Source organism: Cupriavidus sp. WS (genome assembly GCF_000395345.1).
Lineage (GTDB): Bacteria > Pseudomonadota > Gammaproteobacteria > Burkholderiales > Burkholderiaceae > Cupriavidus > Cupriavidus basilensis_B.
The window spans coordinates 1-12,746 of record NZ_AQPL01000123.1 but is presented as its reverse complement, the minus strand read 5'-3'; the positions used below and the strand labels follow the sequence as shown (position 1 = coordinate 12,746).

11 protein-coding genes are annotated in these 12,746 nt (G+C 69.9%); 9 read left to right on the top strand and 2 right to left on the bottom strand.

Annotated features, from left to right (window positions below):
* Positions 1 to 49: 49 nt before the first annotated feature.
* Both K206_RS0111210 and K206_RS0111205 read left to right on the top strand, forming a co-directional pair.
* On the top strand, positions 50 to 1,339 hold the full coding sequence (locus K206_RS0111210; RefSeq protein WP_020202505.1) for an efflux RND transporter periplasmic adaptor subunit: 1,290 nt from the start codon (positions 50 to 52) through the stop codon (positions 1,337 to 1,339).
* Positions 1,340 to 1,421: 82 nt separating this feature from the next.
* Positions 1,422 to 2,996, top strand: a complete 1,575-nt coding sequence (locus K206_RS0111205; RefSeq protein WP_020202504.1) for a DHA2 family efflux MFS transporter permease subunit — start codon at positions 1,422 to 1,424, stop codon at positions 2,994 to 2,996.
* 27 nt (positions 2,997 to 3,023) lie between these two features.
* Here K206_RS0111205 and K206_RS0111200 read toward each other — a convergent pair whose 3' ends face one another.
* Complete coding sequence (locus K206_RS0111200) at positions 3,024 to 5,456, bottom strand: DNA polymerase II (RefSeq protein WP_020202503.1); 2,433 nt, start codon at positions 5,454 to 5,456, stop codon at positions 3,024 to 3,026.
* A gap of 18 nt (positions 5,457 to 5,474) precedes the next feature.
* Positions 5,475 to 6,866: a PLP-dependent aminotransferase family protein gene (locus tag K206_RS0111195; RefSeq protein WP_020202502.1), complete on the bottom strand. Its 1,392-nt coding sequence runs from the start codon at positions 6,864 to 6,866 to the stop codon at positions 5,475 to 5,477.
* A gap of 400 nt (positions 6,867 to 7,266) precedes the next feature.
* Here K206_RS0111195 and K206_RS0111190 point away from each other — a divergent pair, with 400 nt between their 5' ends.
* The 7 genes from K206_RS0111190 to K206_RS38030 all read left to right on the top strand — a co-directional run.
* The gene (locus K206_RS0111190) at positions 7,267 to 7,749 is read left to right on the top strand and encodes an MSMEG_0572/Sll0783 family nitrogen starvation response protein (RefSeq protein ID WP_020202501.1); all 483 of its coding nucleotides are present in this window, start codon (positions 7,267 to 7,269) and stop codon (positions 7,747 to 7,749) included.
* Between the two features lie 22 nt (positions 7,750 to 7,771).
* A complete protein-coding gene (locus K206_RS0111185; RefSeq protein WP_020202500.1) occupies positions 7,772 to 8,788 on the top strand; it encodes a Nit6803 family nitrilase in 1,017 nt (338 codons plus the stop codon).
* On the top strand, positions 8,781 to 9,860 hold the full coding sequence (locus K206_RS0111180; RefSeq protein ID WP_029043493.1) for an MSMEG_0568 family radical SAM protein: 1,080 nt from the start codon (positions 8,781 to 8,783) through the stop codon (positions 9,858 to 9,860). Before K206_RS0111185 ends, K206_RS0111180 begins: the two co-directional genes overlap by 8 nt.
* Complete coding sequence (locus tag K206_RS0111175; protein ID WP_020202498.1) at positions 9,857 to 10,402, top strand: MSMEG_0567/Sll0786 family nitrogen starvation N-acetyltransferase; 546 nt, start codon at positions 9,857 to 9,859, stop codon at positions 10,400 to 10,402. The genes K206_RS0111180 and K206_RS0111175 overlap by 4 nt, the downstream gene beginning before the upstream one ends.
* Positions 10,399 to 11,391 carry a sll0787 family AIR synthase-like protein gene (locus K206_RS0111170; RefSeq protein ID WP_020202497.1) on the top strand — a complete coding sequence of 331 codons (993 nt, stop codon included), beginning with the start codon at positions 10,399 to 10,401 and terminating at the stop codon, positions 11,389 to 11,391. The genes K206_RS0111175 and K206_RS0111170 overlap by 4 nt, the downstream gene beginning before the upstream one ends.
* A 9-nt stretch (positions 11,392 to 11,400) precedes the next feature.
* A complete protein-coding gene (locus K206_RS0111165; protein ID WP_020202496.1) occupies positions 11,401 to 11,688 on the top strand; it encodes an MSMEG_0570 family nitrogen starvation response protein in 288 nt (95 codons plus the stop codon).
* Positions 11,689 to 11,747: 59 nt separating this feature from the next.
* Positions 11,748 to 12,746: MSMEG_0569 family flavin-dependent oxidoreductase (locus tag K206_RS38030; RefSeq protein WP_020202495.1), on the top strand; the 999-nt coding region annotated here is incomplete at its 3' end.

Below are 12,746 nucleotides of genomic sequence, written 5' to 3'. Positions count from 1 at the left end.
CGCAAATCGTCAACCCCATTCACCGCGACTTCCGCACACAGGTGCCGCCATGACTACCCAGAACCAGACCGAACCCAGCCCCCGGCAAGACAACCCGCAAGCCGCGGCCCGGCCCGCGGCCAACGCGCGCAGGCGCTCCCTGGCCGTGCTCGGCCTCGCCGCAGCGCTGGCCGCCGCCGGCTGGGGCGCGTACTACTACACCGTGGCCCGCTTCCACGAAGACACCGACGACGCCTACGTCAACGGCAACCTGGTCCAGATCACGCCGCAAGTCACCGGCACCGTGATCGCGGTCAACGCCGACGACACGCAGATCGTCAAGGCCGGCGAGCCGCTGGTCAGCCTCGACGCGGCCGATGCCCGCGTGGCGCTGGCCAACGCCGAGGCCGTGCTCGGCCAGACCGTGCGCCAGGTCAGCGCGCTCTACGTCAACAACGGCGTGCTCGCCGCCACCATCGCCCAGCGCGAGGCCGACCTCGCGCGCGCCCGCGACGACCTGCGCCGCCGCACCGAGGTCAGCGAGAGCGGCGCCGTGGCCGCCGAAGACGTGGCGCACGCGCGCGATGCCGTCAAGACCGCCGCCGCCGCGCTCGAGACCGCGCGCCAGCAGCTCGCCGCCAACCGCGCGCTGACCGACCAGGCCAGCGTGTCGAGCCACCCCAGCGTGCAGGCCGCCGCGGCCAGGGTGCGCGACGCCTACCTCGCCAACGCGCGCAACAGCCTGCCGGCGCCCGTGGCCGGCTACGTGGCACGCCGCTCGGTGCAGGTGGGCCAGCGCGTCGCGCCCGGCAACCCGCTGATGGCCATCGTGCCGCTCGACGGCGTGTGGATCGACGCCAATTTCAAGGAAGTGCAGCTCAAGAACATCCGCATCGGCCAGCCGGTGGCGCTGCACGCCGACCTGTACGGCAGCGGCGTGACCTACCACGGCAAGGTGGTCGGCTTCTCCGCCGGCACCGGCAGCGCGTTCTCGGCGCTGCCCGCGCAGAACGCTACCGGCAACTGGATCAAGGTGGTGCAGCGCCTGCCCGTGCGCATCGCGCTCGATGCGGCGGAACTGCGCGCGCACCCGCTGCAGATCGGCCTGTCGATGCAGGTGGACGTCGACACCCGCAACGCCGGCGGCTCGCATCTCGCGCCCGCCGCGGACGGCGCCGGCACCGGCTACCGCACCGTCTACAAGACCGACGTGTTCGAACGCTACGGCGCGGAAGCCGACGGCGAGATCGCGCGCATCGTGGCGCGGAACAGCGGCAGCAACGGCAACAGCGGCGGTAGCGGCCCCGGCGCGCAGGCCACGCAGGCGGCGCGCCCGGCGAAACCCGGCGCAGGCGTCTGATCTTTTTTTTGAGCAATTATCTGACTTATCAGCAGATGCCGGCCAGCCGCCGGCATCCACCGAGACCGCGCCGGAGCGCCCCATGCAAGCCCAATCCCAACCTCTCGCCCCACCGCCGCCGCTGACCGGCGGCAAGCTCGTGCTGGCCACCTTCGCGGTGGCGCTGGCCACCTTCATGAACGTGCTCGATTCGTCGATCGCCAACGTGGCCATTCCCACCATCTCCGGCAATCTCGGCGTCTCCATCGACGAAGGCACGTGGGTCATCACGCTGTTCGCCGCGGCCAACGCGGTGTCGATCCCGCTGACCGGCTGGCTGACCCAGCGCGTCGGCCAGATCCGCCTGTTCGTGGGCGCCATCCTGCTGTTCGTGCTGTCGTCGTGGCTGTGCGGCATGGCGCCCAACCTCACCGTGCTGCTGGCCGCGCGCATCCTGCAAGGCGCCGTGGCCGGCCCGCTGGTGCCGCTCTCGCAGGCCATCCTGCTCGGCTCGTATCCCAAGGAAAAAAGCGCCACCGCGCTCGCGCTGTGGGCCATGACCGCCACCGTGGGCCCGATCGCCGGCCCCGCGCTGGGCGGCTGGATGACCGACAGCTACTCGTGGTCGTGGATCTTCTACATCAACATCCCGGTCGGCCTGTTCGCCGCCGCCGTGACCTGGGCCATCTACCGCGACCGCGAGACCCCGCCGCGCAAGCTGCCGATCGACGTGGTCGGCCTGGGCGCGCTGGTGCTGTGGGTCGCCGCGCTGCAGATCATGCTCGACAAGGGCAAGGACCTTGACTGGTTCAGCTCGCCGGTGATCGTCACGCTCGCGGTGGTGGCCCTGCTCGGCTTCGCCTTCTTCGTGATCTGGGAACTGACCGAGAAGAACCCCGTGATCGACCTGCGCCTGTTCAAGCGCCGCAACTTCCTCGGCGGCACCGTCGCCATCTCGGTCGCCTACGCGGTGTTCTTCGCCAACCTCGTGCTGCTGCCGCAATGGATGCAGCAGTACCTGAACTACCCGGCCGTCAACGCCGGGCTGGCCACCGCGCCGCTGGGCATCTTCGCCGTGCTGCTCACGCCGGTGCTCGGCAAGTGCCTGCCCCGGCTCGACCTGCGCGTGTGGGCCACCGCCGCCTTCCTCGGCTTCGCCGCCGTCTTCTTCATGCGCTCGCACTACACCACCGGCGTGGATACGTGGACGCTGGTGCTGCCGACGCTGCTGCAGGGCATCCCCACCGGGCTGTTCTTCGTGCCGCTGACCTCCATCATCCTGTCCGGCCTGCCCCCGGAAAAGATCCCCGCCGCCGCCGGCCTGTCCAACTTCGCGCGCGTGTTCGCCGGCGCCGCCGGCACGTCGATCGCCGGCACGGCGTGGAACGACCGCAGCGTCCTGCACCACAGCCAGCTCGCCGAGCAGGCCAGCCCGACCAGCCCGCTTTACCACGCCGCGCTCGCATCGATCCAGTCCACGCTCAACTTCAGCCCCGAGCAGGCCGTGGCCTACTTCGAGCGCGGCCTCAACGCGCAGGCGATCATGCTCGGCCTGAACGACATCTTCTGGATCTCGGGCGTGATCTTCGTGATGATCGTGCCGCTGGTCTGGCTCACGCGGCCGGTGAAAGGGCCGGTGAAGGGGCCGATGTCGGACGCGGCGGCCGCGGCGCATTGAGCCGTGCGCGGGCCTCTCTCCGCCGCCTCAGAACAAATCCCGCTGCCCCGTCACCAGCCTTGAGAAATCCTCGTCCAGAAACGGCAGGATCGCGTCCGCCACCGGCTGCAGCTGGCGCTCCAGGTAGTGGTCGTAGTCGAGCGCGCCGCGCCGCGTCTCCAGCGGCTCGGGGCCGGCGGTGGTCATCACGTAGCTGATCCAGCCGCCGTTCTGGTATTGCAGCGGCCGCCCCTCGCGCTGGTTGAACTCGTCGGCCGCGCGCGCGGCGCGCACGTGGGGCGGCACGTTGCGCTGGTAGGCTTCCAGCGGCCGGCGCAGGCGCTTGCGGTAGACCAGCAGGTCGTCGAACTCGCCGCCCAGCGTGCGCGCCACGTAGTCCTGCACGTATTCGCGGTAGGGCTGCTTCTTGAACACGCGCTGGTAGAGCTCCTGCTGGAAGCGCTGGGCCAGCGGGGTCCAGTCGGTGCGCACGGTCTCCAGCCCCTTGAACACCATCTCCTCGTTGCCGTGCTCGTCCGTCACCAGTCCGGCGTAGCGCTTCTTGCTGCCCTGCTCGGCGCCGCGCACGGTGGGCATCAGGAAGCGGTGGTAGTGGGTGTCGAATTCGAGTTCCAGCGCGCTTTCGAGTCCGTAGGCCGCGCGCAGGTGGTCGCGCCACCACTGGTTGACGTGCTCCACCAGCGCGCGGCCGAGCTGCTGCGCGTCGCGCTCCGAGTGCGGGTGCTTGAGCCAGACGAAGGTGGAGTCGGTGTCGCCGTAGATGACCTCGTAGCCACGCGCCTCGATCAGCTCGCGCGTGCGGTGCATGATCTCGTGGCCGCGCATGGTGATCGACGAGGCCAGGCGCGGGTCGAAGAAGCGGCAGCCGCTCGAGCCCAGCACGCCGTAGAAGGCATTCATGATGATCTTGAGCGCCTGCGACAGCGGCTGGTTGCGCTGGCGCTTGGCGGCCTCGCGCTCCTGCCAGATCTGGCTGACGATGGCCGGCAGGCTGTGCTTGCCGCGCGAGAAGCGCGCGCCGCGGAAGCCCGGCACCGAATCGGCGTCGGACGGATGCTGCATGCCTTCCACCAGCCCGACCGGATCGATCAGGAAGGTGCGGATGATGGACGGGTACAGGCTCTTGTAGTCGAGCACCAGCACCGAGTCGTACAGGCCCGGCCGCGAGTCCATGACGAAGCCGCCGGGGCTGCCCTGCTCGGGCACGTCGCCGAGGTTGGGCGCCACGTAGCCCTGGCGGTGCATCAGCGGCATGTACAGGTGGCTGAACGCGGCCACCGAACCGCCGCTGCGGTCGGCGGCGAGGCCGGTGACGGCGGCGCGCTCGAGCAGGAAGTGCAGCAGCTCGGTCCTGGCGAAGATGCGCGTGACCAGCTCGCAGTCCTTGAGGTTGTAGCGCGCCAGCGCGGGCTTGTCCTCGGCGAAGCGGCGGTCGATCTCCGCCATGCGCTGGTACGGGTTGTCGATGGACTTGCCTTCGCCGAGCAGCGTCTGCGCCACGCTTTCCAGGCTGAACGAGGGGAAATTCCAGGTGGCCGAGCGCAACGCCTCGATGCCGTCGACGATCAGGCGCCCGGCGGCGGAGGCGAAATAATGCTCCTGCTTGAAACCGTGCTCGCGCCACTCCAGCAGGCCGCCGCCGCGCCCGAAGCGCAGCGGCACGCGGTAGCGGTCGGCGTGCTTCTGCAACACGCGCAAATCGAACTGCACCACGTTCCAGCCGATGAGGACGTCGGGGTCGTGGCGCGCCATCCACTGGTTCAGCCGCTCCAGCATGTCGGCATGGCTGGCGCAATATTCGAGGTCGAAATCGATGCCGTCGGCGTTGCCGTTGGGCGGGCCGAGCATGTACACCTGGCGCTGGCCGCAGCCTTCCAGCGCGATCGAGTACAGCTCGCCGTGGGCGGTGGTCTCGATGTCGAGCGAGACCAGCTTCAGGCGCGGCCGGTAGTCCGGCGCGGGTTTCATCTGGGTGTTGAGAAGCGGGCCCGCGCTGCCGGGCGCGGGCGGCTCGCCGCCGAACCACACCGGCGCGTTGATGAAGCGCTCCATCAGGTAGCGGTCGGTGGGCCGGATGTCGGCTTCGTAGACGTCCACGCCGTATTCGCGCAGCAGCTTTTCCAGCTTGCCGAGCTGGCGGTATTGCGGGCAGTACAGGCCCAGCACCGGGCGCTGGTGGAAGTCGGTCAGCGGCAGCGGCTTGAGCTCGAAGCCGCGCTCGCCGCGCAGCACCTGCGTGGCGCGCTCGCCGTGCTCGGCCGGGATGAAGGCCACCGATTGCTGCGGGGCCAGGCGGACGTGGCGCGGGCCGTCGTCGGTCGCCAGCCAGAACTCGACCTCGGCGCCGGCCGCGGTGTCGCGCCAGTGCCGGGTCAGAAGAAAACCCTGTTGTCGTAGTCGGTCCACCCTGTCGTTGCCTTCGCTGCCCTGGAAAATCCGGCCTTCGCGGCCACCGGACATTCTACCGGCGCCGGCGCCTCAGAGCATGGCCGAGTGCAGGTGGTGCGGGTCGTCCAGGGTGTCGGCGATGATCTGCAGGGATTCCTCCACCTCGTCGCGGTCGCTCGGGCCGCCCAGGCAGATGCGCACCGCGTCGGGCGGGTTGCCGTCGGTGGAGAACGCCGCGCTGGACACCGCGCCGATGCTGCGCGAGCGCAGGTGCAGCGCCAGCTCGGACGGGCTCCACACGCTTTCGCCGGGGATCGGCAGCCACAGGTGGAAGCCGCCGGGATCGGCGTCGTAGGGCCGGCTCGCCAGGATGCGCTGCGCGATCGCCTGGCGCGCCACGCTCTCGGCGCGGATCGCCTTGAGCATGTCGTCCACGGTGCCGTCCTGGATCCACGCGGTGGCCAGCAGCGTGTTGAACGGGCTGGCCATCACCGTGGTGGCGCGCAGCGTGCCGGCCAGGCGCTGGGTCTGGCGCGCGTTGGGGCCGTGGATGAAGGCGATGCGCAGGCCCGCGCCGAAGCACTTGGACAGCCCGGTCACGTAGTACGTGAGCTCCGGCGCCAGCGTGGCGAACGCATCGGGCACGCTGTGCGGCAGCATGCCGTAGGCGTCGTCCTCGATGATCGGCACGCTGTAGCGCAGCGCGATGTCGGCGAGGATCTCGCGGCGGCGCTGCGGGATCGTGCGCGTGCTCGGGTTCTGCAGCGTGGGGTTGCAGTAGAACGCGGCCGGCTTCTGGGTCTTGCACAGCGCCTCGAAGGCCGGCGCGAGCGGGCCGTCCTCGTCGCCGGGCAGCGCCTGCAGCTGCACGCCGAGCTGCGCGGCGATGGCCTTGATGCCGGGATAGGCCAGCGTGTCCAGGCAGATCGCCTGGCCCGGCCGGGACAACTGCGACAGCAGCGCCACCAGCGCGCTGTGGATGCCGGGCGCGATCAGCACGGTCTCCGCGCTGCAGGCCGGCACCAGCCGCCGCAGCCAGCCGGTGGCCACCGCGCGGTCGGCCGGCGTGCCGCCGAAGTCCTGGTAGCGCAGCAGCGTGTACGGATCGGTGGCACCCATCAGGCGCGTCATCGACTCGCGCAGCCGCGCGGCCAGCGCCGGCGGCTCGGGCGGCATGTTCATGGTCATCTCGGCGCCGGTGCCGGCGCGCAGCGGCAGCGCCGGCGCGCGTCCGCGCACATAGGTGCCGCTGCCGGCCTTGGTGTCGATCAGGCCGCGCTTGCGCGCCTCGTTGTAGCCGCGCGCCACCGTCGTGTAGTTGAGCTTGAGCGCGTCGGCGAGATCGCGCAGCGCGGGCAGCCGGTCGCGCGCCTGGAGGCGGCCGCTGGCGAGCGCCTCCTCGATCAGGTCGGGAATCATCAGATAGGCCGGCTTCGGACTCTCTGCGATGCGCTTTTCCCAATGGTTCGTCAGGCCAGACAAGGCGGGCTCCGGTAGCTGGATTCGAGCCTCAAGGCTAGCACCAAGCGATTGCTTTTCCCAAGCAATATTGATTGCATCAATTCGCGCAGCATGATGGTGCGTGAACGAGCCTGATTGCACCGATTGAGCGCATGCGATCGCCCCGCCGGCCGCGCCGCGGTGCATTCCAGGCAGCCGGCGCGTGGCCGCGAGGTGGCAATCGCGGTACACGCCGGGCGCGAATCGCTGCCGATCACTGATGCGATCAATACGGCTGCGCCTGCCAGATCGCAGATTGATCGCATGGCCATGCCGCGCGGATGGCATACCGGTTGCACAAGGTTCCACGTCGGCCCCCCGGCCGATCGATCGATCGACGGATCGCTTGATCGACTGAACCCCAACGAATTGGAGCAAAAACATGCCCGCAGTGAACAAACCGGCCCACAAGAAGGGCGATTTCCTGGTCGACTACGAAGAGAAGGTCTTCGAGGACGTGAAGGCCGAGCCGGGCGAGAAGGCGCTGGTGACCTTCCACACCGTGGCCTTCGAAGGCTCGATCGGCTTCGTCAACATGCTGCAGGCCACCCGCCTGCAGCGCAAGGGCTTCGAGACCTCGATCCTGCTGTATGGCCCGGGCGTCACGCTGGGCCTGCAGCGCGGCTTCCCCACGCTGGGCGACGAAGCCTTCCCGGGCCACCTGAACTTCAACAAGCAGCTCACCAAGTTCATGGACGAAGGCGGCAAGGTCTACGCCTGCCGCTTCGCGCTGCAGGCGCTGTACGGCCACGGCGAAGCCTCGCTGATCGAAGGCGTGCGCCCGATCAACCCGCTCGACGTGCTCGACCTCAAGCTCCTGCACCGCAAGGAGAACGCGCTGATCATCGACACCTGGACGGTTTAAGCACAGAGAGGCGGGTATCACCATGTCACAGAAACGCATCGTGCGCGCAGCCGCGGTCCAGATCTCCCCGGACCTCGAACACGGCGAGGGTACGCTCGGCAAGGTCTGCGAGGCGATCGACAAGGCCGCCCTGGAGGGCGTGCAACTGATCGTCTTCCCCGAGACCTTCGTGCCGTACTACCCGTATTTTTCCTTCGTGCGGCCGCCGGTGCAGGCCGGCGCCGACCACATGCGCCTGTACGAGCAAGCCGTGGTGGTACCCGGCCCGGTCACGCACGCCGTCGCCGAGCGCGCGCGCCGGCACGGCATGGTGGTGGTGCTCGGCGTCAACGAGCGCGACCACGGCACCATCTACAACACCCAGCTGATCTTCGACGCCGACGGCCGCCTCGTGCTCAAGCGCCGCAAGATCACCCCCACCTACCACGAACGCATGATCTGGGGCCAGGGCGACGCCGCCGGCCTCAAGGTCGCCGACACCGCCGTCGGCCGCGTGGGCGCGCTGGCCTGCTGGGAGCACTACAACCCGCTGGCGCGCTACGCGCTGATGACCCAGCACGAGGAAATCCACTGCAGCCAGTTCCCGGGCTCGCTGGTGGGCCCGGTCTTCGCCGACCAGATCGAAGTCACCATCCGCCACCACGCGCTGGAATCGGGCTGCTTCGTGGTCAACGCCACCGGCTGGCTGACCGAGCAGCAGATCGCCTCCGTGACCACCGACCCGGAGCTGCAGAAGGCCCTGCGCGGCGGCTGCAACACCGCGATCATCTCGCCCGAGGGCAAGCACCTCGCCACGCCGCTGCGCGAGGGCGAAGGCCTGGTGATCGCCGACCTGGACATGTCGCTCATCACCAAGCGCAAACGCATGATGGACTCGGTGGGGCACTACGCGCGCCCCGAACTGCTGAGCCTCGCCATCAACGACCGGCCGGCCACCACGGTCTCGGCCATGAGCACCGCATTCGCCAACTTCAACGGGAGCCCCCAACATGCACTCCAGCGAGACGACGCCGGCCTCGAGCCGGCAGTTGATGACTGAGCTTCAATCCGTCGGCATGCGCCTGGAAGACCCGCGCGCGGGGGCGGCCAGCCGCCGCGGCGGCGCGGGCCCGTCGGACCACAAGGCGGTGACCATCGACGGCGTGACCATCATGGTGCCGGTGCATACCAGCACGGCCTGGGATTCGCCGTTCGTCGCCTCCGCGCCCGACGCGAGCGGCTCGGTCAGGCTCACGCGCGGCACCATCCCGATCGCCAGCATCAGCTTTCCCAGGACGCCGCGCTTCTACGCCATGCAGACGATGGAAGGCGTGCCCTACTCGCACATCGCCACGCTGCACGGCGCCGACGTGCTGGCCACCACGGTGCTGCAGACCTGCATCCGCTACGAAAGCCGGCGCAAGACCTGCAAGTTCTGCTCGATCGGGCAGTCGCTCGCGGCCGGCCGCACCATCGCCCGCAAGACGCCCGAGCAACTGGCCGAGGTGGCGCGCGCCGCGGTGCTGCTCGACGGCGTCAAGCACATGGTGCTGACCACCGGCACGCCGCCCACGCCGGACCGCGGCGCCAGCATCCTGTGCGACAGCGCGTTCGCCATCCGCGCCGCGGTCGACCTGCCGATCCAGGCGCAGTGCGAGCCGCCCGACGACGACCGCTGGTTCAGCCGCATGCGCGCGGCCGGCATCGACACGCTCGGCATGCACCTGGAAGTGGTCACGCCGTCGGTGCGCGAGCGCATCATGCCGGGCAAGGCCTCGGTGCCGCTGTCCCGCTACATGGAATCGTTCAAGGCCGCGGTGGCGGTGTTCGGCCGCGGCCAGGTCAGCACCTATATCCTCGCCGGCCTGGGCGACACCGCCGAGGCCATCCTGTCGATCTCGCGCGAGCTGCTCGACCTCGGCGTCTATCCGTTCGTGGTGCCGTTCGTGCCGATCTCCGGCACGCCGCTGGAAGACCACCCGGCGCCCACGCCCGAATTCATGAAGTCGGTGCTGCAGCCGCTCGGCGCGATGGTCGCCGCGGCCGGTATGCGCTCGGCCGACATCAAGGCCGGCTGCGGCAAGTGCGGCGCCTGCTCGTCGCTGTCGTCCTACGAAGGGCTGGCAGCATGAAAGCCGATCTCTGCGTCGAAGTGCCGGCCGCCGAGGTCCTGCGCGTGCGCTGGGCCGACGCGGCCTGGGAAAGCGAGCAGGCCTACCGCCTGCGGCGCGCGGTGTTCTGCGACGAGCAGGGCATCTTCGCCGGCGACGACCGCGATGCCGTCGACGACGTGGCCCAGCTGCTGGTGGCCGTGGTGTCCCGTCCCGGCCAGCCGGAGCAGGTGGTCGGCACCGTGCGCATCCACGAGAGCGAGCCCGGCGTGTGGTTCGGCTCGCGCCTGGCGGTGGACGCGGCCTTCCGCCGCCACGGCAAGATCGGCGCCACGCTGATCCGCCTGGCCGTGAGCAGTGCCAACGCGCTGGGCTGCCAGCGCTTCCTGGCCCACGTGCAGAGCCAGAACGTGCCGCTGTTCCGGCGCCTGCACTGGAGCGTGCTGTCGGAAGAAACGCTGCTCGGCCATCCGCACCACCTGATGCAGGCGGACCTGAACATGTACCCGCCCTGCCACACGCCGCGCGAAGGCTTCGTCGCCGAAGGCAGGGCCGCGCGATGACGCTCGACGAACTCGTGCGCGCGCAGCGCGCCAGCCGCGGCTTCGGCCACAAGACGGACATCGCCGGCATGCTGTCCTCGCTCGGCAGCGCCCTGCCCGGCGGCGCGCGCGACCTCGACCAGGCCGTGGCCGTGGGCGACGACTGCGCCGCCATCGCCGACGGCGGCGGCTACCTGCTGTTCGCCATCGAAGGCATGGTCAGCGACTTCATCCGCACCATGCCGTGGTTCGCCGGCTACAGCGCGGTGATGGTCAACATCAGCGACGTGTGCGCGATGGGCGGGCGCCCGCTGGCGGTGGTCGACGCGATCTGGAGCCAGGGCGTGGACGATGCCGCCGAGGTCTTCAAGGGCATGGCGGCGGCGGCCTCGCGCTACGGCGTGCCGATCGTGGGTGGGCACAGCAACGCCCGCGCCGACCAGGCCCAGCTCGCGGTGGCCATCCTCGGGCGCGCCACGCGCCTGCTCTCCAGCTTCGCCGCGCGTCCCGGCCAGCGCCTGCTGATGGCGGTGGACCTGCGCGGCGCCTTCGTCGAGCCGTATCCGTACTGGAACGCCTCCACCGAGGCGCCCGCCCAGCGCCTGCGCGGCGACCTGGAGATCCTGCCGGCGCTGGCCGAGGACGGCCTGTGCGCCGCGGCCAAGGACATCAGCATGGCCGGCACGCTCGGCACCGCGCTGATGCTGCTGGAGTGCTCCGGCGTGGGCGCCGTCATCGACCTCGCGCGCATCCCCGCCCCGCCCGGCGTGGACCCGCAGCGCTGGCTGAGCGCCTTCCCCAGCTTCGGTTTCCTGCTGGCCGTGGACGAGCAGGACGTGGAAGCCGTGGGCGCGCGCTTCCGCGCGCGCGGCATCGCGTGCGCGGACATCGGCGCCATCGACGCCACGCGCACGGTGCGGGTCGAGCGGCACGGCGAGCGCGCCGTGCTGTGGGACTTCGCCAGCGACGCCTTCATCGTGCCGCGCGGCACGGCCCCCCTCACCGCATAAGGACTACCCATGCCAGTCACGCATTTCCGGGTGCAATGGCCGGACAACAGCCAGGCCACCTGCTACTCGCCCTCGTCGGTCGTCACCGAGTATTTCGCCGCCGGGCAGGACTATCCGCTCGAGGACTTCCTCGCGCGCGCGCGCCAGGCGCTGGGCAGCGCCTCCGAGCGCGTGCGGGCCAAGTACGGCTACGCCTGCTCCTCGGCGATGGACCAGCTCGAGCAGATCGAAAACACCGCCGCCAAGTGGAGCGCCCAGCCGGACGCCACCGTGCGCGTGCTCGGCTTCGGGCGCTAGCGCGGCCCGGGCAGCACGCCAGTCATTCGCGCATCACCGCTATCTACGAAGGAACCATCATGTCCAATACTCTCGGCGCAAGCCAACCCGGCGGGGCAGCCGCCAAGCACTACAGCGTGATCGTGGTCGGGGGCGGCCAGGCAGGCCTGTCCATGAGCTACTACCTGCAGCAGGCCAGGATCGACCACCTCGTGATCGAGAAGCACACCATCACCCACACCTGGCGCAACCAGCGCTGGGATGCGTTCTGCCTGGTCACGCCCAACTGGCAATGCGCGCTGCCCGGCTACCCGTACCGGGGCAGCGACCCCCACGGCTTCATGAAGAAGGACGAGATCGAGGCCTATCTGGACGGTTTCATCCGCATGGTCGACGCGCCGGTGCTCGAGCACACCGAGGTGCGCCGCGTCAGGCCGCGCGAGCACGGCGGCTACGAGGTCTTCACCTCGAACGGCGACTTCACCGCCGACCAGGTGGTGGTGGCCTCGGGCGGCTATCACGCGCCGATCGTGCCGCGCATGGCCGAGCGGCTGCCGGCCGGCATCCGCCAGATCCAGTCGTCCGAGTACCGCAACCCGCAGGCGCTGCCCGAAGGCGCGGTGCTGGTGGTGGGCTCCGGCCAGTCCGGCGCGCAGATCGCCGAAGACCTGCACCTGGCCGGGCGCAAGGTCTACCTGGCGGTGGGCGAGGCGCCGCGCTGCGCGCGCTTCTACCGCGGCCGCGACGTGGTGGACTGGCTGGCCGACATGCAGTACTACGACATGCCGGTGGAAGAGCACCCGCTGCGCGAAGGCGTGCGCGACAACACCAACCACTACGTGACCGGGCGCGACGGCGGGCGCGACATCGACCTGCGCAAGTTCGCCAGCGAAGGCATGGAACTGTACGGCGTGCTGGACGACTACCGCGACGGCCACCTGCGCTTCGCGCCCAACCTGGCGGCCAACCTGCAGGACGCCGACGACACCTACAACCGCATCAACGCCGGCATCGACAAGTACATCGAGAAGCAAGGCATCGCGGCGCCGCCGGCCAGCGTCTACGAGCCGGTGTGGCGG